The 26,484-nt window shown below is 71.1% G+C and carries 21 protein-coding genes and 1 pseudogene; 13 read left to right on the top strand and 9 right to left on the bottom strand.

The window, feature by feature from the left end:
• Nucleotides 1–9 precede the first annotated feature (9 nt).
• From AB0M26_RS25565 to cobC, 4 genes are all read left to right on the top strand, one after another.
• Nucleotides 10–1,563 carry a cobyrinate a,c-diamide synthase gene (locus tag AB0M26_RS25565; RefSeq protein WP_365264318.1) on the top strand — a complete coding sequence of 518 codons (1,554 nt, stop codon included), beginning with the start codon at nucleotides 10–12 and terminating at the stop codon, nucleotides 1,561–1,563.
• A gap of 287 nt (nucleotides 1,564–1,850) precedes the next feature.
• Nucleotides 1,851–2,327 (top strand): cobalamin biosynthesis protein, encoded by a 477-nt coding sequence (locus AB0M26_RS25560; protein ID WP_365264248.1) that lies wholly within the window; start codon nucleotides 1,851–1,853, stop codon nucleotides 2,325–2,327.
• A 433-nt stretch (nucleotides 2,328–2,760) separates the two neighbouring features.
• A complete protein-coding gene (locus AB0M26_RS25555; protein WP_365264246.1) occupies nucleotides 2,761–3,705 on the top strand; it encodes a sirohydrochlorin chelatase in 945 nt (314 codons plus the stop codon).
• A 529-nt stretch (nucleotides 3,706–4,234) separates the two neighbouring features.
• Nucleotides 4,235–5,320 carry an Rv2231c family pyridoxal phosphate-dependent protein CobC gene (gene cobC / locus AB0M26_RS25550; protein ID WP_365264243.1) on the top strand — a complete coding sequence of 362 codons (1,086 nt, stop codon included), beginning with the start codon at nucleotides 4,235–4,237 and terminating at the stop codon, nucleotides 5,318–5,320.
• 189 nt (nucleotides 5,321–5,509) lie between these two features.
• Here the strand turns inward: cobC and AB0M26_RS25545 are convergent, their stop codons facing one another.
• A complete protein-coding gene (locus AB0M26_RS25545) occupies nucleotides 5,510–6,466 on the bottom strand; it encodes an SCO1860 family LAETG-anchored protein (RefSeq protein WP_365264240.1) in 957 nt (318 codons plus the stop codon).
• 375 nt (nucleotides 6,467–6,841) lie between these two features.
• On the opposite strand from AB0M26_RS25545, the gene AB0M26_RS25540 reads away from it, so the two are divergent.
• A complete protein-coding gene (locus tag AB0M26_RS25540) occupies nucleotides 6,842–7,645 on the top strand; it encodes an isocitrate lyase/phosphoenolpyruvate mutase family protein (protein ID WP_365264238.1) in 804 nt (267 codons plus the stop codon).
• A gap of 143 nt (nucleotides 7,646–7,788) precedes the next feature.
• On the opposite strand, the gene AB0M26_RS25535 is transcribed toward AB0M26_RS25540, so the two are convergent.
• Nucleotides 7,789–8,877, bottom strand: a complete 1,089-nt coding sequence (locus tag AB0M26_RS25535; RefSeq protein WP_365264236.1) for an amidohydrolase family protein — start codon at nucleotides 8,875–8,877, stop codon at nucleotides 7,789–7,791.
• A gap of 376 nt (nucleotides 8,878–9,253) precedes the next feature.
• Between AB0M26_RS25535 and ectA the strand changes: the two genes are divergently transcribed.
• The 4 genes from ectA (at nucleotide 9,254) to thpD (ending at nucleotide 12,653) form a co-directional block, all read left to right on the top strand.
• Complete coding sequence (gene ectA / locus AB0M26_RS25530; protein ID WP_365264234.1) at nucleotides 9,254–9,823, top strand: diaminobutyrate acetyltransferase; 570 nt, start codon at nucleotides 9,254–9,256, stop codon at nucleotides 9,821–9,823.
• A gap of 67 nt (nucleotides 9,824–9,890) precedes the next feature.
• Nucleotides 9,891–11,159: a diaminobutyrate--2-oxoglutarate transaminase gene (ectB, locus tag AB0M26_RS25525; RefSeq protein WP_365264231.1), complete on the top strand. Its 1,269-nt coding sequence runs from the start codon at nucleotides 9,891–9,893 to the stop codon at nucleotides 11,157–11,159.
• Between the two features lie 117 nt (nucleotides 11,160–11,276).
• Nucleotides 11,277–11,690: an ectoine synthase gene (locus tag AB0M26_RS25520; RefSeq protein ID WP_365264229.1), complete on the top strand. Its 414-nt coding sequence runs from the start codon at nucleotides 11,277–11,279 to the stop codon at nucleotides 11,688–11,690.
• 63 nt (nucleotides 11,691–11,753) lie between these two features.
• A complete protein-coding gene (gene thpD / locus AB0M26_RS25515; protein ID WP_365264227.1) occupies nucleotides 11,754–12,653 on the top strand; it encodes an ectoine hydroxylase in 900 nt (299 codons plus the stop codon).
• A gap of 152 nt (nucleotides 12,654–12,805) precedes the next feature.
• Here the strand turns inward: thpD and AB0M26_RS25510 are convergent, their stop codons facing one another.
• A complete protein-coding gene (locus AB0M26_RS25510; protein ID WP_365264225.1) occupies nucleotides 12,806–13,879 on the bottom strand; it encodes an aminotransferase class V-fold PLP-dependent enzyme in 1,074 nt (357 codons plus the stop codon).
• 206 nt (nucleotides 13,880–14,085) lie between these two features.
• On the bottom strand, nucleotides 14,086–15,618 hold the full coding sequence (locus AB0M26_RS25505; RefSeq protein WP_365264223.1) for an aldehyde dehydrogenase (NADP(+)): 1,533 nt from the start codon (nucleotides 15,616–15,618) through the stop codon (nucleotides 14,086–14,088).
• 96 nt (nucleotides 15,619–15,714) lie between these two features.
• Here AB0M26_RS25505 and AB0M26_RS25500 point away from each other — a divergent pair.
• Nucleotides 15,715–16,062: pseudogene (locus tag AB0M26_RS25500) on the top strand (IclR family transcriptional regulator C-terminal domain-containing protein); the annotation flags it as partial.
• 224 nt (nucleotides 16,063–16,286) lie between these two features.
• On the opposite strand, the gene AB0M26_RS25495 reads toward AB0M26_RS25500, so the two are convergent.
• A complete protein-coding gene (locus tag AB0M26_RS25495) occupies nucleotides 16,287–17,750 on the bottom strand; it encodes an NCS2 family permease (RefSeq protein WP_365264221.1) in 1,464 nt (487 codons plus the stop codon).
• 271 nt (nucleotides 17,751–18,021) lie between these two features.
• On the opposite strand from AB0M26_RS25495, the gene AB0M26_RS25490 reads away from it, so the two are divergent.
• Together AB0M26_RS25490 and AB0M26_RS25485 are read left to right on the top strand one after the other, a co-directional pair.
• Nucleotides 18,022–19,254, top strand: coding sequence for a TerD family protein (locus tag AB0M26_RS25490; protein ID WP_365264316.1), 1,233 nt, complete (start codon nucleotides 18,022–18,024; stop codon nucleotides 19,252–19,254).
• A gap of 31 nt (nucleotides 19,255–19,285) precedes the next feature.
• Complete coding sequence (locus AB0M26_RS25485) at nucleotides 19,286–20,107, top strand: methyltransferase domain-containing protein (protein ID WP_365264219.1); 822 nt, start codon at nucleotides 19,286–19,288, stop codon at nucleotides 20,105–20,107.
• Here AB0M26_RS25485 and AB0M26_RS25480 read toward each other — a convergent pair.
• Both AB0M26_RS25480 and AB0M26_RS25475 read right to left on the bottom strand, forming a co-directional pair.
• Nucleotides 20,079–20,270 (bottom strand): hypothetical protein, encoded by a 192-nt coding sequence (locus AB0M26_RS25480; protein ID WP_365264323.1) that lies wholly within the window; start codon nucleotides 20,268–20,270, stop codon nucleotides 20,079–20,081. The two genes, AB0M26_RS25485 and AB0M26_RS25480, sit on opposite strands and share 29 nt — an antisense overlap.
• A gap of 133 nt (nucleotides 20,271–20,403) precedes the next feature.
• Nucleotides 20,404–21,903, bottom strand: a complete 1,500-nt coding sequence (locus AB0M26_RS25475) for a hypothetical protein (protein ID WP_365264216.1) — start codon at nucleotides 21,901–21,903, stop codon at nucleotides 20,404–20,406.
• 245 nt (nucleotides 21,904–22,148) lie between these two features.
• Here AB0M26_RS25475 and AB0M26_RS25470 point away from each other — a divergent pair, with 245 nt between their 5' ends.
• Nucleotides 22,149–23,987 carry an endonuclease/exonuclease/phosphatase family protein gene (locus AB0M26_RS25470; RefSeq protein ID WP_365264214.1) on the top strand — a complete coding sequence of 613 codons (1,839 nt, stop codon included), beginning with the start codon at nucleotides 22,149–22,151 and terminating at the stop codon, nucleotides 23,985–23,987.
• A gap of 169 nt (nucleotides 23,988–24,156) precedes the next feature.
• Here AB0M26_RS25470 and AB0M26_RS25465 read toward each other — a convergent pair whose 3' ends face one another.
• The gene (locus AB0M26_RS25465) at nucleotides 24,157–24,429 is read right to left on the bottom strand and encodes a hypothetical protein (protein ID WP_365264211.1); all 273 of its coding nucleotides are present in this window, start codon (nucleotides 24,427–24,429) and stop codon (nucleotides 24,157–24,159) included.
• Between the two features lie 20 nt (nucleotides 24,430–24,449).
• Complete coding sequence (locus AB0M26_RS25460; RefSeq protein WP_365264208.1) at nucleotides 24,450–26,207, bottom strand: S8 family peptidase; 1,758 nt, start codon at nucleotides 26,205–26,207, stop codon at nucleotides 24,450–24,452.
• Nucleotides 26,208–26,484 lie beyond the last annotated feature (277 nt).

The following is a 26,484-nucleotide window of genomic DNA, read 5'->3' as shown; positions in this document are numbered from 1 at the left end:
CCCGTTGCGGTGAGGGCACCGGTCGCCGTTCCGGAGACCGTTCGGTGCTCGACGCCGGTCGCCGTTCCGCGTCTTGTCGTTGCGGCACCGGCTTCCGGCAGTGGCAAGACGACGGTGGCCTCGGGGCTGATGGCGGCCTTCGCGGAGCGCGGGGTCGCGGTGTCCCCGCACAAGGTGGGCCCGGACTACATCGACCCGGGCTACCACGCGCTGGCGACGGGCCGGCCGGGCCGCAACCTGGACGCGTTTCTGTGCGGTCCGGAGCTGATCGCGCCGCTGTTCCTGCACGGGGCGGCAGGAGCGGATCTCGCGATCGTCGAGGGTGTGATGGGACTGTACGACGGCGCGGCAGGGCAAGGGGAGCTGGCCTCGACCGCGCATGTCGCAAAGCTCCTCCGAGCGCCGGTGGTGCTGGTTGTCGACGCCTCCTCGCAGTCGCGCTCGGTGGCCGCGCTGGTGCACGGGTTCGCATCATGGGACCCGGAAGTGCGGATCGGCGGGGTGATCCTCAACAAGGTCGCCTCGGACCGCCACGAGACGCTGCTCCGCGAGGCGTTGGAGGCCTCCGGCGTACCGGTGCTCGGCGTCCTGCGGAGAGCGGACGGTGTCAGGGCGCCCTCCCGCCACCTGGGACTGATTCCGGCGGCGGAGCGGCACCGCGAAGCGACGGAGTCCGCCGCGGCCTGGGCCGAGCGGATACGGACGGGCTGCGACCTGGACTCGCTGATGGCGCTGGCCGGCAGCGCCCCGGCGCTACGGGCGGAGCCCTGGGATCCGGCGGCGGCGTTGAAGGGCGCGGGAGGCCCCGAGACGGCGGCATTGAAGGGCGGGGAAGGCCCCGAGCCGGCGCCGGAGCGCCCCACGAGCCGCGAGGCATCGGCCGGAACGGGCCGAGCCGGCGGCAGCGGCCCCGTCGCGGCCGCCCGTACGCCGGAAAGGAGCGCAGCAACGGGCCCGGCGGGCCGCCCCGTCGTCGCGGTGGCCGGCGGCCCTGCCTTCACCTTCTCCTACACCGAGCTCACGGAGCTGCTCACGGTGGCGGGCGCGGACGTGGCGGTCTTCGACCCCCTGCGGGACGAGGAACTCCCGCTCGGGACGGCCGGCTTGGTCATCGGCGGTGGCTTCCCCGAGGTCTACGCCCCGGAGCTCTCGGCGAACGAACCACTCCGCAAGGCGGTGGCGGACCTCGCCGCCTCCGGCGCCCCGGTGGCCGCCGAGTGCGCGGGCCTGCTCTATCTGTCCAGGTCCCTGGACGGCAGTCCGATGTGCGGTGTGCTGGACGCTCACGCACGTATGTCCGAGTGCCTCACGCTCGGCTACCGGGAGGCGGTCGCGGTCTCGGACAGTGTGCTGGCCGCGACCGGCACGCGTCTACGCGGGCACGAGTTCCACCGCACCGTGATCGAGCCGGGCTCCGGCGGGACACCTGCCTGGGGGCTGCGCCAACCGGCCCCGCACGTCGAGGGGTTCGTCCAGGGCGGCGTGCACGCCTCGTACGTCCATGTGCACTGGGCAGCCGCACCGGGCATCGCCCGGAGGTTCGTGGACCATTGCGGACGGTGAGGGCGGACGGCGAGTACGGGGATGTGCCGAGAGTGAGGAGTCGGCCGGATCGGGCCATGCCGCACGGTTCGCCCGCCACACTGCGCGCGGGCAGCACCCGGCCGCTCCCCGCCGTGCCCGCGAGCGCACGGAACCAGCCACCGGCTGAGGAGCCCCTACCGTCACCGTCGACCGCAACCGGCAGCGCGGACAGGCGCGTCCTCAGGCCGACCACCGACCAGGCCGTCCCTGAGGGCCGAGGTCTTGCGGCGCCCCCTGGGGAGCCGGGGCACAAAGCGGCGGGGCGGATGTGCTTGACGGTCGGCGTCGGGGCGAGCCGCGGGGTGGGGGAGGATGAAGTCCTGGACCTGATCCGATGCGCCCTGGCGGAGGCGGGGCTGTCCGAGCGCCCGGTCACCGCGCTGGCGACGGTCGACTCCAAGGCCGACGAGACGGGACTCGTCGACGCGGCGCGGAAGCTGGGTGTGGGGCTGCGTACCTATGCGGCGGAAGCGCTGGCCGGTGTCGACGTACCCAACCCGTCCGGCGCGGCACAGCCCGCGATCGGCACACCGAGCGTCGCCGAGGCTGCCGCGCTCCTGGCCGCCGGAGAGGGAGCCGAACTCCTCGTGCCCAAGCGGAAGTCCGCACCGAAGGGCCGCCCCGCCAAGGCGACAGTGGCCGTGGCCGGCTGCCGGCCGGACAGCGGCGCGGCCCTGTCCGGGGCGGTACCAGGCGCACGCGGCGTGGTTTCGTCCCCTCCCTGCGACGCGGGCGGCCGTTGAGTGCCTCCCGACGACGACCGGTGGCCGACATGACGGCCACGCTGACGGCCATGCGTCGAAGTGCCGGCGAGCCCGGGCCGACGAGGGCTTTCTCAGTACGGTGGCCCTTCAGGGTCGTGGGGGTCAGGCGAGCCGTCGTGCGCGGGGTGTACGAGGGCGTGGGGCCCGCGAGCGAGGGGGCACTCGGCCGGGTTCCGGCGGCTCCGGGCACATCATGCGTATCCGTCGCCGCAGTCGACGGGACCATCGGCCTGCCGGTCCTCTGCGCCGGACGGGCAGGGAACAAAACGGTCCGGCGTGTGCGCGGTCCCGCCGCCCTCAGTAACGTCTGCGGCCAAGGCGGTTCCACAGTCCCCGCAGCCGCCGTAAAGGCACCGTTGTACACCGAACCGTCCGGATCGGTCGGCTCCCTCCGCACCACTGAGGAGTACTCGTGACGACCCCGCCAGCTCTGCTCATCGCCACCCCCGGACCATATGACGAAGCGGGAGCCGAGGCCTTCCGCGACTTCGTGCGCGGGCTGGGCCTGCGCAATCCCGACCTGCCCGTAGCGGGCGGGTTCACCGAGCCGTCCACACCGCCGCTGGCGGACACCCTGTCCGAACTCGTCGAGCAGGGCGTGCGCCAGGTGGCGGCCGTGCCGCTGGCGCTGGCCCCGGCGGGGCGCATCGGGGGCGGCTTCTCCGACGCCCTGGCCCGGGAGCAGGGGCGGCATTCCGGCATCTCGTACCGGTACGGCCGACCGCTGGGACCGCACCCGAAGGTGCTGGCGGTGCTGGAGCGGCGGCTGGAGGAGGCGCTGGGCGAGCGGGCGCGCAGGCCCTCCGACCGGGCCGGGACGACGGTCCTGCTGGTGGGAAGCGGCTCGACCGACCCGGATGTCAACGCCGACGTGCACCGGGCCGCGCGGCTGCTCTGGGAGGGCCGCGGGTTCGCGGGGGTCGAAACCGCCTTCGTGTCCCTTGCGGCGCCCGACGTGCCATCGGGTCTGGACCGGTGCGTACGGCTGGGGGCGCGCCGCATCGTCGTCCTGCCTTACTTCCTGTTCACCGGCCTGCTGCCCGGGCGTGTGCGGATGCAGACGGAGGGCTGGGCCGCGGCCCACCCCGAGGTGGAGGTGATGTCGGCCGACGTCATCGGGCCGACCGAGGAGTTGGCGGACCTGGTCATGGAGCGCTACCGCGAGGCCCTCGCGGACGATGCGCCGGCGGCCTGCGAGTCCTGCGCCGACCGCAATGCGCACCCGGGCTCCGGGGACGAGCCGGCGGGCGTTGAGGAACAGCCGCTCGACCATCCCGACGACGAGTCCGGCGGCGGCCGGGGGCACGGCCATGCGGGCGGCGACCACCACCAGGGCGGACATGCCCACGCCCACTGAACCCGGCGCGGAGGAGGGCCTGTTGGCGGCACTCGATCACCGGGCCGCAGCGGATCCACGGACCGCTCCGCATTCGCACACCGCACCGGCCCCGCACCCCGCGCGGGGTTCGGAGTTGACGGAGGTGCCGCACGACATGCCCGATGTGCCCGCAGGGCGGGAGCGGTGCGCCATGCTCGGTCCGCATTCAGCGCACGGGCAGCACGCGGCGCTGGATCCGGAGACCGCACCCCAACCGGGGGCCGCACCCCAACCGGGGGCCGCCTCTCATCCGGACACCGCAACCAATCCGGACACAGCCCCCAATCCGAACGCCTCACCTCATCCGGGGGCCGCACCCCAACCGGGGGCCGCCTCCCATCCGGACACCGCACCCCATCCGGACACCGCAACCAATCCGGACGCCTCACCTCGTCCGGATGCCTCACCTCATTCGGAGGACGCACCCAACCCAGAGACCGCCCATCCGGAGACCGCACCCCCTCCGGAGGCCGCGCCGCAGTCGGACACTGCCCGCGGTACCCGGGAAATGCCGGACCCGCACGGAGACGGGAAGGACCGGGCAGCCGGGCCCGACGCTCATGACCTGCGGCACCACGGCGACGCCGAAGTCCGGGGTGCCGGCGCGGGACTGACCGATCTCGCGGTCAACGTCCGCGCCGGCACCCCGCCGACCTGGCTCAAGGCCCGGATCGCCTCGTCTCTCGACGGGCTCGCCGTCTATCCGGACCCGCGGTCGGCGCGCCAGGCCGTGGCCGTACGGCATGAACTGCCGGTGGATCGTGTGCTGTTGACGGCCGGTGCTGCGGAGGCGTTCGTGCTCATCGCCCGCGCCTTCAGCGCACGCCGCCCCGTCGTCGTGCATCCGCAGTTCACCGAGCCCGAAGCGGCCCTGCGTGATGCGGGCCATGTGGTGGAGAGGCTCCTCCTGGACGAGGAGGACGGCTTCCGGCTCCGCCCGAAGGCAGTCCCTGATGACGCCGACCTCGTCGTGGTCGGCAATCCCACCAACCCCACCTCCGTACTGCACCCGGCGCGCGACCTTGCCGAACTGGCCCGACCGGGGCGGATCCTCGTCGTGGACGAGGCGTTCATGGACGCGGTGCCGGGCGAGCAGGAGTCCCTGGCCTCGCGGACGGATCTCCCCGGCCTGGTCGTGTTGCGGAGTCTGACCAAGACCTGGGGACTGGCGGGGCTGCGCATCGGCTACGCCCTCACCGAGCCCGACCTGGTCACCGCCCTGGAGCGGGCGCAGCCACTGTGGCCGGTGTCCGCTCCGGCGCTGACGGCTGCGGAGGCGTGCAGCGCTCCCCCGGCGCTCGCCGAGACCGCCCACGCCGCGCATCACCTGGCCTCGGACCGGGCCCATCTCATCGCCCGCCTGGCAGAGTTCGACGGGGTGCAGGTGTGCGAGCCCGCCGCAGGCCCGTTCGTGCTGCTGCGTCTCGCGGGAGCGGCCGCCGTACGGGAGCGGCTGCGCGCACTGGGATACGCAGTGCGCCGCGGTGACACCTTCCCCGGTCTGGGACCGGACTGGCTACGGGTGGCCGTGCGCGACCGCGGCACAACCGACCGTTTCGCCGACGCCCTGGCCAAGGCCCTGGCCGGTTCCTGATCCCGGACGAACCCTGATCCCGTCCCATGGCCCATCCCAGCCGAACGCCGACCGCGGCCGAACGCCGACCCGGGCCTGGAGGGGCCCGGGTCGGCGGCTCCGGCGTCAACGCGACGGCGTCAACGCCCCGGGTGTCGACGCGTCGGCGTCAGGGCCACCGCGTCGACGCCCGGCATCGGCGCGCCGGCGTCAGTTCTGGCGGCGCCGACGAGCCAGGACGACCGCTCCGCCGCCCGCGGCGATCAGCAGTGCCGCACCGCCCGCGAGGTACGGGGTGCTCGAACTGCCGCCGGTCTCGGCGAGGTTGTCCGTCTCCTGCTTGCCGGTCTGCGTGCTGAGACCCGGCTTCTCGGTGTCGGGGTTCTCCGCCGCGGGCGTCTCGCTGTCGGCAGGTTCCGGCGTCTCCGTCGACGGCGTGCCCGAGGGGCTCTCGCACGTGGCGCGGACGAGGGTGACCTTCCCCTTCACCTCGGCGACATTGAGCTTCCCCGGGTTGACGGCGACGGCCAGTTCCAGGGCGGTGGCCGCGGCGGAGCGCGAGGTGGTGGAGGTCTTCGACAGGTCGAGCCGCACCTTGCCCACGCCCAGAACCTTGACCTCGGTCGTGCCGCTCGCGCTGAGCGTGACCTTCTTGCCGAGCACGCGCACAGTCCCGAGCACGTTCGAGGTGGCCGTGGGCTTCTCGCCCGCTTGGCACACCGCCTTGGACGTAACCTGCTCGACCTCGATCAGCGGCCGCAGCGGCAGACCCGGCACATTGACCTTGGCCCGTACGAGGTTCGCGTAGCCCTTGGCCTTGTTCCCCTCGGTGGTGGCGCGGGCGGTGGCGACATCGGCCCGCAGCACGCTGAAGGGCTTGCCGTGGTCGACGCCGTCCAACTTCGCGGTCAGAGCCGTCTTGTTCTCGCTGGCCGGCGCGTCCACCTCATTGAGGGCGACGTTGAGCGGCGCGTGAACCGACTTGCTGAGCAGATTGACATCGAGGCCGGTGCGGAGCACGACCGCACCGGCCTTTCCGCCGCCGTCCCCGTCGGTGGCGTAAGCGGGTACCGCCCCGATGAGAGCCGCGGAACCCGCGGTCAGGACGGTGACGGTCAGCACGGCGGCGGCACGGCGCGCGGGCATGCTGAAGGCAGAGCTGTTCACGGTGGTAGAACCCCCACAAGAGACATGGAACCGACGACACCCGCCAATGGGGACATCAAGGGCGTCGACGGCCTCGATGCTCGTCATACTTACGCACCGCGGGTGAACTGGCGGCCCCCTCACGCGAGTTCACCCCAACGGGTGGTTTCCGCTTCGGCATTCGAATTCGGCGGCACATGGGAGCTCCTACGTCACTCCCGCAACGGCGCACGGCTCCGAGCCGCGGACGGGAGCCATGCGTCGGGCTTGCCCCACGACCTGCCGCACCCAGCCGCCCGGGGGAGTATCCGCACCCTGTGACGCCGTCGACCCCGCACCGCTTGCCGGGCACCGGACACCTCCTCACTGTCGGACCCCTGCAGCAAGATGAAGCGCGTGACCGACGACCGTTTCGCCACCTTCCGCGCCCTCCATCACACCGACCGGCCGCTGCTCCTGCCCAACGTCTGGGACCACGCCTCCGCCGCCGCGCTCGCCGCCCGCGGCTTCGCCGCCATCGGCACCACCAGCCTCGGCATCGCGGCCACGGCCGGCCTGCCGGACGCGGAGAGCGCCACCCGTGGCCTGACCCTCGCCCTGGCCCGCCGCCTCGTCCGGCTTCCGGCCCTGATCACCGTCGACATCGAGGGCGGCTTCGCCGAACTCCCCGACGACGTCGCGGCGTTGGCCGCCGGTCTCGCCGACGCCGGGGTCGTCGGGGTGAACATCGAGGACGGCCGCCCCGACGGCTCCCTGGCTCCGCAGGACCACCAGTGCGCGGTGATCGCGGCCATGAAGGAGCGCGCACCGCACCTGTTCGTCAACGCGCGGACCGACCCGTACTGGCTGGGACTGGACGACGCGGCCGCCGAGACCCTGCGCAGGACCGAGGCGTACGAACGGGCCGGTGCCGACGGCATCTTCGTGCCCGGCCTACGGGACCCGGCCGGGATCGCCGCGCTGCTCTCCCGGACGGCCCTGCCGCTCAATGTCCTGTTCGCCCCCGGCCGTCACAGCTACGAGGAGCTGGCAGCCCTCGGCGTACGGCGCATCAGCACGGGTTCGCTGCTCTTCCGCGCCGCGCTGCACCGCGCGGTCGAGCTCGCCGGGGACATCGCCCATCCCGGCGAGCCCGAGGCACCGATCCCGTCGTACGGCGAAACGGACGCCCTGTCGGACGCCTTCGCGGACCCTCCGTAAGCCGACCCCCGTGCTGCCGACCATCCGTAAGCCGCCCTCCGCCGGCGGCTTCTCGTCCGCCGTCTCCCCACCCGCGTCGGCCGGCTCCCCGCCCGCGTCCGCCCACTCCCCCTCGGCCGCACCACCGGTGGACGAGGGAGACCTCAATCGACGACGCGCCCCCGCAGGACGACCTGGAGCGGCGCCGTCAGCACCCGTACGTCGTCACGCGGATCCGTCTCGTAGACCACCAGGTCCGCCGGGGCTCCCTCGGTCAGCCCCGGCCTGCCGAGCCACTCCCTGGCGCCCCATGTCGCCGCCGACAGCGCCGCGTTCACCGGGATGCCCGCCGTGACGAGTTCCGCGACCTCCGCGCCGACGAGGCCGTGCGCGAGGCCTCCGCCCGCGTCCGTGCCCGCGTAGACGGGGATTCCGGCGTCATAGGCGGCGCGCACGGTGTCGTAGCGGCGGGCGTGGAGGCGGCGCATGTGATCCGCCCACGCAGGGAACTTCCCCGCACCGGCGTCCGCGAGCGCGGGAAACGTGGCGATGTTGACCAGCGTCGGGACGATCGCGACGCCCCGCTCGGCGAAGAGCGGGATGGTCTCCTCGGTCAGCCCGGTGGCGTGCTCGATGCAGTCGATGCCGGCCTCCACCAGATCCGCGAGGGACTCCTCCGCGAAGCAGTGGGCCGTGACGCGGGCACCGAGGCGGTGGGCCTCGGTGATGGCCTCCTCGACGGCGCCGCGCGGCCAACAGGCGCTGAGGTCTCCGGTGCCCCGGTCGATCCAGTCCCCCACGAGCTTGACCCAGCCGTCGCCGCGCTGCGCTTCCCGGGCGACGTAGGCGACGAGGTCCTCGGGCTCGATCTCATGGGCGTAGTTGCGGATGTAGCGCTTGGTGCGGGCAATGTGACGCCCGGCACGGATGATCTTCGGAAGGTCCTCCCGGTCGTCGATCCAGCGGGTATCCGCGGGGGAACCGGCGTCGCGCAGCAGCAGGGCACCCGCCTCACGATCGGTCAGCGCCTGTTTCTCACTGGTCGACTCGTCGACGGCCCCGTGGGCGTCGAGTCCGACGTGACAGTGGGCGTCGACCAGGCCCGGCAGGACCCAGCCGGGGAGGGTGCTGACGTCCCGCGCGGCGGGCCGTTCGTAGGTGATCCTCCCACCCACCACCCACAGTTCGTCCCGGACGTCGTCGGGTCCGGCCAGAACCCGCCCCTTGATGTGCAGCACCGCGCTCTCGCTCATGCACGCACTGTACGAGCCCCCGGCGGAGGACCGCACCATGACTTCCCCGCGACCGCAAATCGGGATATCTTCCGAGAGCGAATTCCCAATTCCTGAGAAGTGTAGCTCCCCGTATTCTTCTGCCCGCTTTTTCCAAGACCAAACGCTAAAGTTTTGCTAGGGTGAGGCACCGTAATTCGGACGGATCTCACAGGCGTTACAGATGCGTGACACACTTCACAAGCTGTCCACTTCGCCCGAGTTTTCCCGGTCAAACCATCCTAAACCCTCGGGGGTATGCGCGCACGCGGGCCTACGCGCGATACCACAAACCACTCCACAGCGGAACCCCTCCTCGCGATGCATTTTTCAATTGGCCTGGGTAAATTGAATACGCATGACCGCCGCACAAGCAGACCTTGCAGGCGCCCACAGAGAATTCCTCGAAATACCGGAGGGGATTGTGATCGACACCCCGCGGGTCGAGGACGGAGCCGCGATCTGGCGCATCGCCCGCGACTCCCAGGTGCTCGACCTGAACTCCTCGTACAGCTACCTCCTGTGGTGCCGCGACTTCGCCGGCACCTCGGTCGTGGCGCGCGACGAGGACAGCGGCGAGCCCGTCGGTTTCGTCACCGGCTACATCCGTCCCGAACGCCCGCAGACCCTGGTCGTCTGGCAAGTCGCCGTCGACCGGGCCCAGCGCGGCCGGGGACTTGCCGCTTCGCTCCTGGACGGGTTGACCGCCCGTGTGACCGGGGAGCTCGGCGTACGCCGTGTGGAGACCACGATCACCCCCGACAACACCGCCTCCAACCGCCTGTTCACCTCCTTCGCCGAGCGCCACGGCGCATCGGTCGACCGCGAGGTGCTGTTCCACGGCGGCCTCTTCCCTGACGGTGGTCACGAGCCCGAGGTGCTGTACAAGATCGGCCCTTTCGCGCCGCTCGCGACCGCGGCGCCCTAGGCCCGCCCTCCAGGACCCCCTCCCCCCAGACTTCTCCCTCTCCCCACTCATCTCCCAGGAGCATGCTGTGACCATCACCCAGCCCGACCTGAGTGTCTTCGAGACCCTGGAGTCGGAGGTGCGCAGCTACTGCCGCGGCTGGCCCACCGTCTTCGATCGTGCTCAGGGCAGCTACATGTACGACGAGGACGGCCATACCTACCTCGACTTCTTCGCCGGCGCGGGGTCGCTGAACTACGGCCACAACAACCCGGTGCTGAAACGTGCCCTCATCGACTACATCGAGCGTGACGGCGTCACACACGGCCTGGACATGTCGACCACGGCCAAACGCGCCTTCCTCGAGGCGTTCCAGAACATCATCCTGCGCCCGCGTGACCTGCCCTACAAGGTGATGTTCCCGGGCCCGACGGGCACCAACGCCGTGGAGTCGGCCCTGAAGCTGGCCCGGAAGGTCAAGGGCCGCGAGTCGATCGTGTCCTTCACCAACGCCTTCCACGGCATGTCGCTGGGCTCGCTCGCCGTCACCGGCAACGCCTTCAAGCGCGCCGGCGCCGGCATCCCCCTGGTGCACGGCACTCCGATGCCCTTCGACCACTACCTGGACGACCAGGTACCCGACTTCCTGTGGTTCGAGCGGCTGCTGGAGGACCAGGGTTCGGGCCTGAACCAGCCCGCCGCCGTGATCGTGGAGACCGTGCAGGGCGAGGGCGGCATCAACGTCGCCCGCGCCGAATGGCTGCGCAACCTCGCCGAACTGTGCAAGCGGCGCGACATGCTGCTCATCGTCGACGACATCCAGATGGGCTGCGGCCGCACCGGTGCCTTCTTCTCCTTCGAGGAGGCCGGCATCGTCCCCGACATCGTCACCGTCTCCAAGTCCATCAGCGGCTACGGACTGCCCCTCGCCCTGACCCTGTTCAAGCCCGAACTGGACCTGTGGGAGCCGGGCGAGCACAACGGCACCTTCCGCGGCAACAACCCGGCCTTCGTCACCGCCGCCGCAGCACTGGACACGTACTGGGCCGACGGCCAGATGGAGAAGCAGACCCTGGCCCGCGGCGAGCAGGTCGAACAGGCTCTGCGCGCCATCGCCGACGAACACCCCGAACTCCAGCCCGACTACCGCGGCCGCGGCCTCGTCTGGGGTATGGAGTTCGCCGACAAGTCACGCGCGAGCGCCGTCGCCGCCCGCGCCTTCGAGCTGGGGCTGCTCATCGAGACCTCCGGTCCCGAGAGCGAGGTCGTCAAACTGCTTCCGGCACTGACGATCTCCCCCGACGAGCTGGACGAGGGTCTGCGCACCCTTGCCAGAGCGGTGCGCGAGACGGCCTGACTCTCCCGCCGGGACGGCCCGGCCGCTCGTCGCGGGCGGCCGGGCCGTTCCGGGGACCGGAGAGTCGACCGTCGGCAGCACACCGCCGACCGTAGAGAAAGAAAGGCACACATCACCGTGATCGTCCGATCCTTCAAGGACATCGAGGGCACCGAGCGGCACGTGAAGTCCGCTTCCGGTACATGGGAGAGCAAACGCATCGTGCTCGCCCGAGAGCGCGTCGGCTTCTCCCTGCACGAGACCGTCCTTTACGCGGGCACCGAGACATCGATGTGGTACGCCAACCACATCGAGGCCGTGCTGTGCGTCGAGGGCGAGGCCGAGCTGACCAACGACGAGACCGGCGAGAAGCACATCATCACTCCCGGCACGATGTACCTCCTGGACGGGCACGAGCGTCACACCCTGCGCCCCAGGACGGACTTCCGTTGCGTCTGCGTCTTCAACCCGCCGGTCACCGGCCGGGAGGACCACGACGAGAACGGCGTCTACCCGCTGCTCACCGAACCTGCGGAGCCCGCCGGGAACTGACCTACCCCGCAACCGAAAGGGCACGGACTGACAGGGCCGTACGAGAGGAGAAGGAGCACCACCATGACAACCGCACCCGAGCGAACGACCGACCTCTACCCGACGCGCGGCGCAACCGAGGTCGCCACGCCGCGTCTGGACCCGGTCGTGTGGTCGGAGCCGGGGGCCCCGGGCCCCATCCAGCCGTCGGATCTGAGCGATTTCGACCGCGACGGCTTCCTGACGGTCGACCAGCTCATCACTCCGGATGAGGTCGCCACCTACCGGGCCGAACTGGACCGGTTGATCAACGACCCCACCGTCCGCGCCGACGAGCGCTCGATCATCGAGCCCACGTCGCAGGACGTTCGGTCCGTGTTCGAGGTGCACAGGATCAGCGAGGTGTTCGCGCAGCTGGTGCGCGATCCCCGTGTGGTGGGCCGGGCCCGCCAGATCCTCGGCTCGGACGTGTATGTCCACCAGAGCCGGATCAATGTGAAGCCCGGCTTCGGTGCTTCGGGCTTCTACTGGCACTCGGACTTCGAGACCTGGCACGCCGAGGACGGCCTGCCCAACATGCGTACGGTGTCCGTCTCGATCGCTCTGACCGAGAACTACGACACCAACGGCGGCCTGATGATCATGCCCGGTTCGCACCGGACCTTCCTCGGCTGTGCGGGGGCCACGCCGAAGGACAACTACAAGAAGTCGCTGCAGATGCAGGACGCGGGCACGCCGTCGGACGAGGCCCTGACGGACTTCGCCGGCAAGCACGGCATCAAGCTGTTCACGGGCAAGGCCGGGTCCGCCACCTGGTTCGACTGCAACTGCATGCACGGATCGGGCGACAACATCACGCCCTTCCCGCGCAGCAATGTCTTCATCGTCTTCAACAGTGTGGAGAACGAGGCCGTGGAGCCGTTCGCGGCTCCGATCCGCCGTCCCGAGTTCATCGGCGCCCGGGACTTCACCCCGGTGAAGTGAGCTGCCGGCGCCCGGAGTTCGTGCTCCGGGGCGCCGCCGCGGAAAACCGGAAGCCCCGCCCTGACGTGGTGCGTGTCAGGGCGGGGCTTCCGTCTGCCCCGCCTCCGGCCCGCGGGCGGTTAGGGGTACGCGTGCGGCGGTGCGCGTCCGGGTCAGCGAGCGGCGGTACCGGCCAGACTGCCGGACAACACGTCCAGCAGACGGTCCACATCCGCCGCGGTGTTGTAGAGGTGGAAGGCGGCGCGGAGATTTCCGGCGCGCGCCGAGACCTGCACCCCGGCCTCCGAGAGGGCCGCGGCCGCGTGTCCCAGCCCGGGTACGGCGACGATCGGCGAGCCCGGCGCCGCGACGGGCTCCTGCCCGAGTCCGGCGAGCCCGGCGCGGAACCGCTCGGCCAGGGCGGCGTCGTGGGCGTGGATGGTGTCGGTGCCCAACTCCTCGATGAGCGCGAGGGAGTGCTCGGCCGCGGCATAGCTGGACAGGCTCGGGCTCTCGTCGAAGCGACGTGCGGAGCGGGCGAGTTCCTCGACCGGCCCGTAGCAGCTGTCCCACGGCTTCTCGCCCGCGACCCACCCGGCGAAGACGGGCACGAGCCCGCCGAAGTCCTCGGGAACGGTGAGGAAGGTGACGCCGCGCGGGCACATCAGCCACTTGAAGCCGACGGACACGGTGTAGTCGTAGTCGCCTGCGTTCACAGGGAGCCAGCCGGCCGCCTGGGAGGTGTCGATGAGCGTCCGTGCCCCGTGCAAGCGGGCGGCGGCCCGTACGGACTCGATGTCGGCGATCCGGCCGTTCGCCGACTGGGCCGCGCTGACGGCGACGAGCGCGGTCTCCTCGCGCACCGCCGCGGCCAGGTCGTCGAGCGGCGCGCTGCGCACGGTCAGATCGCGGCGGACCGCAAAGGGGTTGACGAGTGAGCTGAAGTCGCCCTCAGCGACGAGGACTTCAGCGCCGGAGGGCAGGGAGGTCGCGATCAGTCCGGCGTAGACGGCCACCGAGCCGCCGGCCGCGACGCGTTCGGCGGTGACCCCGGCCAGCCGGGCGTACGTGGCCCGGGAGGCTTCGACCGCACTGAAGTGGTCCACCGCCTTGCCCGCGGCCGTGTCCTCCACCGAGGTGCGCATGGCGGCTACCGCACGCGCAGGGATCAGGCCGTTGGAGGCGGTGTTGAGGTAGGTCGTCTGGGGCGCGAACTCGGCGCCGCCGAGGCTCTTCTCCATGCCCATCACTATGGGCCCCGCCGAACCCCCTCGTCCATTGCGTATTTCTGTCGCTCTTCCCCAAGCGATCCTTATGCGTGACGCCTGACCTGCGCAATGTCCGCCGATGGGCCGGACCGGCCCGGTGTGGACCTGACGCCGGTAGCCGTTCGTGGCCGCTGATGCCGGTAGCCATTCCCGGCTGCTGGGACCGGCACCCGTCCCCGCCTTCCTCAGCCTTCGCGTACGCCGTTCACGCGGCGCGGCAGCCCCAGCGGATTGCCGTCACGCAGTTCCGGGGGGAGCAGGGCGTCGGGGGTGGTCTGGAAGGTCACCGGCCGCAGCCAGCGCCCGATGGCCGTGCCGCCGACCGACGTGGAGGTCGAGGTGGCGGCCGGGTACGGTCCGCCGTGGTGCTGGGCCAGTGCGACGGCGACCCCGGTGGGCCAGCCGTCCACGAGCACCCGTCCGGCGAGCGGGGTCAGCTCGGCCAGCAGCCTCGCCCCCGTGCCGCCGTCCTCCGCCGCCTCGGCCTGCCCCAGGTGAACGGTGGCCGTGAGGCTGCCGGACAGGCGCCCGACGACCGCAGTGGCCTCGGCCTCGTCCTGGTAGCGGGCGACGACCGTGACCGGGCCGAAGCACTCCTCGAGCAGCAACGCATGGCTGTCCCCGGCCGCGAGGCGGGCGGCCGGGACGGTGAGGAAACCCGCGGCGACGGCGGTCTCGCCGCTCTCGCCGGGCGTCACCGGGCTGCTGACGTCCTCGAGCGCCGCACGCTCCCGTACGCCCGCGACAAACGCCTCCCGCATCCGCAGATCGAGCAGGACGCCTTCCGCCGTGTCGCTGACGGCCTTGGTCAGGGACTGCACCAGGCGGTCCCCCGCCTCTCCCGCGGGGACGAGGACGAGGCCGGGCTTGGTGCAGAACTGTCCCGCGCCGAGCGTCATCGAGGCGGCGAGACCCGCGCCCAGCTCCTCCGCCCGCTCCTGCGCCGCACTGCGGGTGACGACGACGGGGTTGAGGCTGCCGAGCTCCCCGTGGAACGGGATGGGCACCGGCCGTGCGGCCGCCGTGTCGAAGAGGGCCCGCCCGCCGCGGACGGAGCCGGTGAATCCGGCCGCCGCGACCAGGGGGTGGCGCACCAGGCCGAGCCCGGCGTCGAACCCGTGCACGAGGCCGACCACGCCCTCGGGCAGTCCGTGCAGGGCGGCCGCCCTGCGCAGGAGGGAGGCGCACACCTCGGAGGTGCCGGGATGGTCCGGGTGCGCCTTGACGACGACCGGGCAGCCCGCGGCGAGTGCGCTGGCGGTGTCGCCGCCCGGCACGGAGAAGGCGAGGGGGAAGTTGCTCGCGGCGTACACGGCGACGACGCCGAGCGGGACCTTGTAGCGCCGCAGATCGGGGCGGGGCACCGCTCCTGCGTCGGGGTCGGCGTGATCGATGGCGATGTCCAGGAACGCGCCCTCGTCCACGACCTGCGCGAAGGAGCGCAGCTGGTAGGTGGTTCGGGCCAGCTCGCCGGTCAGACGTCCGGGGCCGAGCGCGGTTTCCGCGTCGGCGGCCTCGATGACGAACTCACGGGCATCGTCGAAGAGGTCCGCGGCCGTACGAAGAAACGCGGAGCGCAGCGCCCGGTCGGCGAGCGCGTCGCGGGCGGCGTGCGCGCCACGGACGGTCCGGTCGACCTCCTCCGCCGTCGCCTCGACCGCAACCTGCTCCCGCTGCTTACCGGTTCGGGGGTCGACACTCCAGACTGGGGCTGTCACCGCGGATCCTCCTGCCGACCGCACACGAGGTGATGTTCGATATGCTGAACGTCGTTCCTCATGGTGAATCTCGGAATTCTTCCGGGACTCTATTTTCATTCGACCGCGTTGGGCAAGGCGCTGCTGGCCACCCACTCCGACGAGCAGGTGCGCGCGCTGCTGCCGGAAACGCTGAGCCCGGTGACGGAGCACACCGTCACCGACCGCGCGAGACTCATCGAGGAGCTGCACGTCATCCGTGAGCGGGGCTATGCGGTTGACCGTGAGGAGAACGCGCTCGGCCTGTGCTGCTTCGGTGTGGCGATCCCGTACCGTATGCCCGCGCGGGACGCGCTGAACTGCTCGGTGCCCGTGGCCAGGCTCACCCCGCGGCACGAACGGACCATCAGGGGCCCGCTGTTCGAGGCTCACGACCGGCTGACAGGGGCGGTCCGGCGCCTCTGAACCACGGCGTCCGGCGCGGTCGGTACCCGGTCCCGGCAAGGATCCGGCATCCGGTGAGGGTCCGCGGGCACGCGCCGCGAGCCCGCCACCGGCGGTCCGGACGGGCCGGGCCCTGCGCCCGGCGGAGCGCGCCCCTGCCGTAGCCCGGCGCAGGCCCGTACGCCGCGCCTCCGGCGGACCGTCTCCGCGGTCCGCCGGAGGCGGGCAACGCACAGCGGATCAGGTCACTTGACCCCGAGGAGCTGCTCGACCGGCTCGATCGCGAAGTAGATCGCGAAGAGCAGCGAGGTCGCCCACATCAGCGGGTGCACCGCACGTGCCCTGCCGAGCACCGTCTGGATGACGGCGTACGCGATGAAGCCGGCGCCGATGCCGTTGGTGATGGAGTACGTGAACGGCATGACGGTGATCGTGAGGAACGCCGGGATCGCTATCTCGTAGTGCTCCCAGTCGATGTGCCGGACCTGGGACATCAGGAGGAAGCCGACGACGATCAGCGCGGGGGCCGCGGCCTGGGCCGGGACGACGGTGGCGAGCGGCGTGAGGAAGAGCGCACCGGCGAAGAGGCCGCCGGTGACGACGCTGGCCAGCCCCGTACGGGCGCCCTCTCCGACCCCCGCGGCCGACTCGATGTAGCTGGTGCTGGAGGACGCGGAAGCGGCACCGCCCGCGACGGCGGCGGCACCGTCGATCAACAGGACGCGGCCGAGGTTGGGAACCCGTCCCCGCTCGTCGAGCAGCCCGGCCTCGTTGGTGACGCCGACGACTGTGCCCATCGTGTCGAAGAAGTCGCTGAGCACGAGGGTGAAGACGAGCAGCACGACCGTGATCGCGCCCACCTGCTCGAACGCCCCGAAGAGGCTGAAGGAACCGAGCAGTCCGAAGTCCGGGGCGGCGACGATGTCGTCGGGAACACGAGGCTCGGTGATGCCCCACGCCGCCGGGTTGATGTCGGCGAACTCGTTGATCACGATGGCCAGGACCGTCATGGCGAGGATGCCCATGAGGATCGCGCCGCGGACCTTGCGCGCCATCAGGGCGACGGTGAGCAGAACGCCGACACAGAAGACGACCACGGGCCAGCCGATCAGCCGGCCGCCGTCCCCGAGCTGTACCGGGACGGTTCCGGTGTCACCGGGGATACGGGTGATGAAGCCGGCGTCGATGAATCCGATGAAGGCGATGAACAGGCCGATGCCGACGCTGATGGCCTGCTTGAGCGGCTGCGGGATGGAGAACATCACCGCCTCGCGCAGCCCCGTGACGACGAGCACGCAGATGACGATGCCTTCGAGGACCACCAGGCCCATCGCGTCGGGCCAGCTCATGAGCGGGGCGAGCTGGAAGGCCACGACGGCGTTGAGGCCGAGGCCCGTGGCGATGGCCAGCGGAAGATTGCCGCCGACGCCCATGATGAACGTCATGACCGCCGCCACCAGCGCGGTGGAGGTGACCAGTTGCGGACCTGAGAGCTGATGGCCGAATTTGTCGGTTGCGCCACCCAGGATGATGGGATTCAGCACGAGGATGTAGGCCATCGTGAAGAATGTCGCCAGACCACCGCGTATCTCGCGCGCGTAGGTGGATCCACGCTCACTGATCCGGAACCAGCGGTCGACCGGCCCGTCTGAGTCGGTCGGTGGCGGTGCCGCATACCTGGGGGTGTGGGGGGTGACGTGTCCGGACATGGCGCTCCCTCAGCGGACGGGCAGATGGAGTACAGGCAGATGGAGTAGTGGAATTGTCCACGCCATGTTGGCACTACTGAAACTCGCCGTGTCCCGGAGTAGCCACTCTGTGATCAAAATCGGGCATGTCGGCACGCCCTTCCGCGCCCGGTCATCCGGGCCACGACGGCCTCACCGGCCACTTCTGCACCGATCCGCCCGGACGGCGGCATTCACGCCCGGGTAATGGAACTGCAAAGCGGGGCCGCTCGTTACCCCGGGCATGACCGCAATGACCCCCGGCTCGAACATCCCGCTGTCCGTTGCGCGCGTGGCGGTGGACGTCGCCGCCCCCGTGCGGCTCGATGTGTCGGGCCTGCTGCTCACCGCCTCCGGCAAGGTGCGTTCCGACGAGGACTTCATCTTCTACAACCAGCCCTCGGGCCCCGGTGTCACCTACCGGTCCGGGGGCGGCTCGGCTCCCGACGCGATCATCGTGGACACCTCGGCCGTGCCCGCCGACATCGAGAGGATCGTGGTCACCGCGAGCCCCGACGCAGCCGGCCAGACCTTCGCGGGCATCGAGCCGACCGCCACCATCCGGCAGGCCGACGACGGCACCGCGGTCGCCACGTTCACCCCGCCGTCGCTCGGCAGCGAGACGGCACTGATCGTCGTCGAGGTCTACCGGCGCGGTGGCACGTGGAAGGCCCGCGCGGTCGGGCAGGGCTACGCCAACGGTCTCGCGGGCATCGCGACCGATTTCGGCGTGACCGTGGAGGAGGAGGCAGCCGCGGCGGCCGCCCCGTCCGCTGCCCGGCAACCGGCCGCCGCACCCCCTCCGCCCGCCGCGGCTCCCCCGCCTCCGGCCGCCGCCCCGCCCGTTCAGCCCTCGGCGCCGCCGCAGCCCGCCGCCGCCACTCCCGCCCCGCCGGCTCCCGGGGCCGGGAAGATCAGCCTCGACAAGGGCAAGGTCAGCCTCCAGAAGAACCAGACGGTCTCGCTGGTCAAGGGCGGCCGCCCGTTCCTGACCTCCGTGAAGATGGGGCTGGGCTGGGAGCCCGCCTACCGCGGGAAGGACATCGACCTCGACGCCTCCGTCATTGCGTACGGCCCCAACCGCGAGAAGATCGACGCCTGTTACTTCGGCAAGCTGGTCATCCTCGGCGGCGTCATCCAGCACTCCGGGGACAACCTCACGGGCGAGGGCGGTGGCGACGACGAGGTCATCACCGTCCACCTCGGCGACATCCCGCCCCAGGTGACCGGTCTCGTCTTCACCGTCAACTCCTTCTCCGGGCAGAAGTTCACCGAGGTCGCGAAGGCGTACTGCCGCCTGCTGGACGCCGGTTCGGGCCAGGAGCTCGTACGCTTCGACCTCACGAGTGCGGAACCGCGCACCGGCGTCATGATGTGCAAGCTGATCCGCCAGTACTCGGGCGAGTGGGAGATGACGGCTCTGGGCGAGTACGTCGAGGCACGTACTGTCCGTGGCATGGTCAAGCCGGGAGGGAAGGCTCTCTAATGGGGTGACCGCAACGAGGCGAGGACCGCTCATGGCGCAGGAGCCGCGCATACCGGGCCAGGTCGAGACGATCTACGGGTCCTGGGATCTGAGCAGCGTGCCCGCGTTCACAGGCGGATTCATCAACTTCGGCTACTGGCGGGACGTCCCGCGGGACCGGTCACTCACCGAGGACGACCGGCTCCGCACCGAGCAGGAGCTCTACCGCCTCGTCCTGGGCGAGTTGGGCCGCACCGATGGTCTCCGGGCCGTCGAGGTGGGCTGCGGCCTGGGCCTCGGCTGTGCACTGGCCCTGCGGGAATTCCGCTTCGCCGAGGTCTGCGGCGTCGATCTGCACCCGGCCCAGCTCGACCGGGCGCGGATCGCCAATGCCGACCTCCTCGCCGAACACCCCGAGCGGCTCCGCTACGTTCGGGGAGCGGCCGAGGCCATGCCGCTGCCCGACGGATCGGCGGACTGCCTGTACTCGGTCAACGCGGCGCAGCACTTCCCGGATCTGCGGGAGTTCGCCCACGAGGCGGACCGGCTGCTGTGCCCTGGGGGACGGCTCGCCCTGGCCACGTTCTTCGCACCGGGCGTGTGCGGGGTGGAGGAGCTGCCCCGCCTGCTGCCCACCTACGCCGACGGCCTCGATCTCCCCCATGTCATCGGCGACTTCGCCGAAGCGCTGATGCGGAGCGGCTTCACCGGCGTACGGACGGTCTCCATCGGCGAGGACGTGTGGGCGGCCTACGACCGTTGGCTCGCCCAGACGCCGCTCAAGGACATGTGGCCCCGCCGCTTCCTCGAGGCGTACGAGCAGGGGTACCTCGACTACTTCCTGGTCACCGCCGACTCCGCCGGGGCCCGGTGATCGCCGGCATGACCCCGGGTTCCTGGACGTCCCGCGAGTCGGCGAAGAGCGTCCGCCCGTACGGCGAGGACGACTTGTGCGCGCGGGTCACCTTGCCGTCGCCGAACTGTTCGCGCACCGGCATCTCGCGCGCGTCCCGGTCGGGGACGTCGACCCGGTCCACGCCGTGACGGTGCCGACCGGGCGGCACGGAGGGGTCGTCGACGAAACGCCATGGGCGGCAACGGCGTCTTCCGGCCCGGGGTCACCGTCGGCCCGGAGTCACCGTCGGCCCGGAGTCACCGTCGGCCCGGGGGTCAACGCGCCTTCTGCGACCGCGCCTTGAAGGCCGCCTTGCGGGCCTCCTTGGCGATCTTCTTGTCCGGATGCAGACGTCCCATGGTCTCCAGGACGTCCGCCGTCGCCGGGTGGTCGACCCGCCAGGCGGTCTCGAAGAAGCCGCTGTGCTGCCCGGCCACCCCTTCGATCAACTCCCGTAGCTCGCCGGACTCGTCCGCGCTCCCGAGCTGCGCGGCGATGGTGTCGATCGTCAGCCAGAAGATCATGTCCTGGGACGGCGGCGGCACATCGGTCGCCCCGCGTTCGGCGAGACCCACCCGGGCGAGCCCGCCGAGCCGCGGATCGTCGAGCACCTCCCGCAGGGCCGGCCCGGCCTCGGCACCGACCAGCAGGAGCGCCTGCTGGCAGGCGAGACGGCGCCTGGGGGCGTGTTCGTCGTCGCCGCGCGCCGCGGCGAGGAGTTCGCGCGCAGCGTCGGACGGCTCACGCCGGGCGATCCACTGCCCGGCCTCGGCCAGGGCGATCGCCTCCGGGTATCCGGGGAGCCTGTCGAGCAGGACGTCCGCGCCCTTGTCCGCGAGGTCGCCCACCGCCGGGGCCTCGGTGCCCTCGTCGAGCAGCCGCGCCCGTACGCCGTAGATGCCGAGCGGGGTCAGCCGGACCATGCCGTAACGGGAGACCTCCTCCACGTCGATCCCGGCATCCCCGGGGGCCTCCCGCTCGGGGATCGCCTCCTCCGCGCTCTCGTCGAGTTCTCCGATCAGGTCCTCGTCGACCGGCTTGTAGTCGACCAGGCCGATGGGCGCCAGCAGCCTGAACTGGTCGTCGAGCCGCATCATCGCCACGGACACCTCTTCGAGGATGTCGTCCGTGGGCTCGTCCATGTCCTCGGGGACGATCACGGAGGCGGCCAGGGCGGGCAGCGGCACCGCGGAGTCGGCCGAGCCGCCCTCGAGCGCGGTCAGCAGATAGAGGTTGCGCAGCACCTCGTCCAGGAACCGGGCTTCCTCCTCCGGGTTCCAGTCCAGCGCGCCGAGGTCGGGTGCCGCGCCCTCCGCCATGCTCTCCTGCACGCTCTCCAGGAGATCCGCGAGGTCGGGTGCCACCGCGTCGTCGAGCAGGGTCTCCAGTCCGCTGAGCCAGATGCCGAGGACGTCCTGCGGGCTGCCGGAGGTGACGAGCGCGGCCTCCTCGCTGGGAAAGGAGGTCCCGACGGCGTCGCCCTCCGCTGCCTCCTCGGTCTCATCGATCTCGATCAGACCCGTGTCGACGGCGAGCTGCCATGCCTCGCTGACGAACGCCGGCCCGTCCTCGTCGTCCTCCAGACCGAGGTGGGCGAGCGCCTGCCGAACCCCGTCGTCGAGCAGTTCTCCGCCCGCGCCGACCTCGGCGTGCGGGCCGGCCCAGCGGGCGAGGCTCACGGATCTTGCGAAGAGCGGCGCGGCCAGCGCGTCCCGCGCGAGCTCGGCCTCCGAGGGCAGACGCACCGGGGGCATGGTGGGGCGTTCTCCGGACATCAGGGGTTCTCCTCGAAACAGGTCGGCCACGCGGGGCGTGCGCTGCCCAAGCCTAGACGGATTTGACCTCGACACCCGGTTCATGTCCCTGTCACAGGACGTACATCGGCCATCCCTTGACAACTCCCCCGCGCACCCAGGACATTGACGCGCGTAGAACATCTCGCGACATTCCGCACCACAGGCACCACCGGCACAACACCCTGTCCTGCACGTCTCCGTCACCCTCATTCCCGGAGCACCAGATGCCTTCGAAACCCCCCATCCCTTACCGCAGGCCCGCGACCGTCGGTGCCGTGATCGCCGCCGCGCTGGGCGCCGGCCTGCTCGCCGTCCCCGGATCCGCGACCGCCGCCGAGGTCCGTATCCACGACATCCAGGGGAACACCCGCGTGTCCCCGCACGCGGGCGAGAAGGTCACCGACGTGCCCGGCGTCGTCACAGCGATACGCGCCTTCGGTTCCTCCCGCGGCTTCTGGGTGCAGGACGAGAAGCCGGACCGGGACCAGGCAACGAGCGAGGGCATCTTCGTCTTCACCGGTGCGAAGACCCCGGAGGTGAAGGTCGGCGACTCCGTGCAAGTCTCCGGCACCGTCACCGAGTACTACCCGGGCGGCTCCCAGGGCGGCCTCCAATCGGTCACCGAGATCACCAAGCCCGAGTACAAGGTCGTCTCCTCCGGTCACGACCTGCCGGCCGCCTTCAAGCTCAACGCCTCGACGGTGCCGGATCGTTACGCCCCGGAAGCGGACGGCGGCAGCATCGAGGACCTGGGGCTGAAGCCGCGCTCGTACGCCCTCGACCGCTACGAGTCGCTCGAAGGGATGCGCACGCGGCTCTCCGACGCCCAAGTGGTGGGCGCCAGCAGCGAGTTCAACGAGCTGTGGGCCACGGCCGAGCCGCGCCGCAACCGCACCGAGCGCGGCGGCACGCTCTACTCCTCCTACAAGGACCAGAACGGGGGCCGGGTGAAGATATCCTCGCTGCTTCCCTTCGACGAGCACCCCTTCCCGAAGGCGAACGTCGGTGACCGTCTCGACGGCATCACCGCGGGCCCGCTGGACTACGACCAGTTCGGCGGTTACGAACTGCAGGCCACCGAACTGGGCAAGCACCAGGACAAGGGCCTGAAGCGCGAGAAGACCCGGAAGGCCGGCTCCACCGAACTCTCCGTCGCCACCTACAACGTGGAGAACCTCTCCCCCAAGGACAAGCCGGCGAAGTTCGAGCGGCTCGCGGAGGCCGTCGTCGCGAATCTTTCCTCGCCCGACGTCATCGCCCTGGAGGAGGTCCAGGACGACAACGGCCCCACCAACGACAAGGTGGTCTCCGCGGGCGAGACCCTGAAGAAGCTGACCGAGGCCATCGCCGCCGCCGGCGGCCCGAAGTACGAGGCCCGGCAGATCGACCCGGCCGACGACCAGGACGGCGGCCAGCCCGGCGGCAACATCCGCGTCGCCTTCCTCTTCAACCCGGAGCGGGTCTCTTTCAAGGACGTGCCGGGCGGCGACGCCACGACGGCGATGAAGCCCGTCAAGGACGCCAACGGCAAGGTGACGCTCTCGGCCAGCCCCGGCCGTATCGAACCGGGCGACAAGGCCTGGGAGAACAGCCGGAAGCCGCTGGCCGCAGAGTTCACCTTCAAGGGCGAGCCGGTCTTCGTCGTCGCCAACCACTTCAACAGCAAGGGCGGCGACCAGGGCCTGGAGGGCGTCCACCAGCCTCCGGCCCGTACGTCGGAGACCCAGCGCACGGCGCAGGCGACCGTGGTGAACACCTGGGTGAAGTCGCTGCTTGAACTCGACCCGAAGGCCCGGGTCGTCGTCGCGGGTGACCTCAACGACTTCGACTTCTCCCCCGCCCTCGACACCCTCACCAAGGGCGGCGTCCTCACCGACCTGGTGACCCGGCTCCCGCGCAACCAGCGCTACGGCTATGTCTTCAACGGCAACTCCCAGGTGCTGGACCACATGCTGACCAGCCGCGGCATCCGCAAGGCGGACTACGACATCGTCCACATCAACGCGGAGTTCGCCGACCAGGCGAGCGACCACGACCCGCAGGTGCTGCGCATCCGTCCGTGACGCGATCTCGGGTACCGGGAACCGATGACGGCCCGGCCGCGCACGTCGCGGCCGGGCCGTCGCACCGAGGCGATCTGCCGAGCGCCGTGCGCGACGCGCCGCTCCCCATCGAGGAATCCCAGGGCCCGCCGGCGGCGCGGGCGTCGAACGCCACCGACCTGGGCCCGGCTCACAAGGGGTGCCGCCGGGCGGACAGCGAGAGAGACACCACCCAGGGCTGCCCCGAGAGGCTCTCGACGTCACTGACCGACAGCACGCCGGTCAGCACGGTCCGCTCCCCAGCCTCCCTCGTGTCGATGCCAGCGCTCCGTAGCCGTTCGGCCTGCGGCCCGGACGCAGGCGCCGCCAGCCGGACGATGACCGCCAGCCGTCGTACGTCCGGGTCGCCGGAGGCGTCGTCGACGGCCAGGGCGAGCGAGGCGTCGAGCTTCGTGTAGTCCACGCGGCGATTCTCGCCGGTGCTCACAGCCGCTCGGCGCTCAGCATCCCGTGGCCCCACTTGGGGTCGAAGCTGCCCTGCGCGCCGCCGGGGATGGTGGCGTTGGCCTTGAGCATGTCCTTCAGCTTCGCGGGGTCGAGTCCGGGCTCGCGCTGCAGCAGCAGAGCGGCGACACCGGTGACGAACGGCGCGGCCATGCTGGTCCCCTGCATCGCCACATGGAGCCGGTCGGTCATGAAGGGGCGCTGCAGATCCACGGCGTCCCGGGACAGCGCGGAGATGATCATCGCTCCCGGAGCAGTGAGATCCGGCTTGGGCTCCCCGTCCCGGCGTGGCCCCTCGCTGCTGAAGCTCGCGATGTCGTCGAGGTCCAGCCAGGTCGCCTCCCGGGCCGTGCCGTCGATGTCGGTCCACTGCGTCCTGGTGGTGCCGGCCGCCACGGTGATCGCGGAGGAAGCGGCGCCCGGGGAGCCGACCTTGAGGGCGTCATGCACCGCGGGACCGCTGAACTGCGCGGGGGGACCGGCCTCCGCCGGGCCCAGCATCCAGATGTCCACCAGCCCGCTGGTGACCGCCGTGCCACGCACCATCAGCCGCCATTTGCCGGCGGTGGTACGGGAAGCGGTGTCGGACGGCTCCACGGTGACGAAGAAGTTGTGGTCGCCGTTGAACCGGTCGGGGCCGGGCGTGACGATCTCGACCCTCCCCTCCGGCAGAGTGTGCCGGCTCACCGGGTTCCCCGAGGTGCGTACGGACTGGAACGGGGTCGTCGCGCCGGACGGCGAGACCATCGCGATGTCGAGCCGGTCGCTTCCCGAGTACCAGCCGTTGAGCGCGAAGACCTCCACCTGGCCGTCGATGACCCCGGGATGGCACGGAACGGACTTCACCCGGCCTTCCTGGACGGTGATCCGGGCGTGGATGTCGTCGTCGCCCTCGTTGCCCGCGGCGCAGCACACGATCCTGCCCGCGCCGGATTCCTCCTCGATCGCCAGAGACATCGGGTCGGTGCCGTCGTGCGGATCGAAGTGACCGCCGAGGCTGAGGTTGACCACCGCCGGCATGTCCAGCTCACGGGCCACCCGGAAGACGTACTGGATGCCGTCGATGATGTGGGCGTCCTGGAAGTCGGTCTTGACCACGACGAGGCGGGCCTCGGGGGCGACGCCGTCCGAGCCCGCCGCGATACCGGCCACATGCGTGCCATGGCCCTCGCTGTCGCGGGAGAGGGTGGCCATGGCCAGACCGGCGTTCATGAACTCCGCGCCGTAGTGCCCCTCCCGCACACCCGTCCCGCCCAGCATGGTCTGGTCCCAGATCCGCTCGATCCGGCCGGCGAACGCGGGGTGCAGAGGGTCGATGCCGGTGTCGACGATGCCGACGACGACGCCACGGCCCGTCAGATCCGAGCTCGTTCTGAATCCGGGCACCCCGGTCTTCTGCTGCGCCACGTCCAGGTACGGACGCAGCCGGGTCGCCGGAACGATGCGCCTGATCCCCGGATGGCTCGAGAGCCGGTCCAGGGACTCCAGGGGGACGATGGCGGTCCGCACCCGGCGGCCACCCTGGTTGACCTCGATCCCCTCGCCCCACGAGCCGTCCAGCGTGGCGTCGGGGTCGCACTCCAGGGAGACCACGACCCGCACCGGCTTGGCCCGCTCGTGCACCGATACGAGCCCGAACATGCGGGCCTGCCGGGCGAGGGGACTGCGCCTTCCGCCCTCCTGCGAGAAACGCTCGTAGGTGGCCGCGAGCGCGGGCGCCAACTTGGTGTACTCCACTGCCTCTTCTCCTTCAGCACGCGTCGAGGACCGTCGGAAGACCGCCGGAAGACTGTCGGGCCCGATCAGGTGCAGGCACGATCGGGCGAGGGCCGGTCGGTACCGGCATGGATCCAGCCTCGGGCCTGTTCACATCCGCCGCATGTTCAGGACGCCCGGTGGCGGAGCAGGGGGCACCGGCTTAGTACTCCAGTCTGACTTCGCGATCTTGTGGCGAACCCGGCTGGGAACGGGTACGGCCATCGCGTGATCATCGGTTGGTGTGTGGACAAACGAA

Source organism: Streptomyces sp. NPDC051776 (assembly GCF_040681345.1).
Lineage (GTDB): Bacteria > Actinomycetota > Actinomycetes > Streptomycetales > Streptomycetaceae > Streptomyces.
This window is presented reverse-complemented; position numbering and strand designations above follow the sequence as displayed.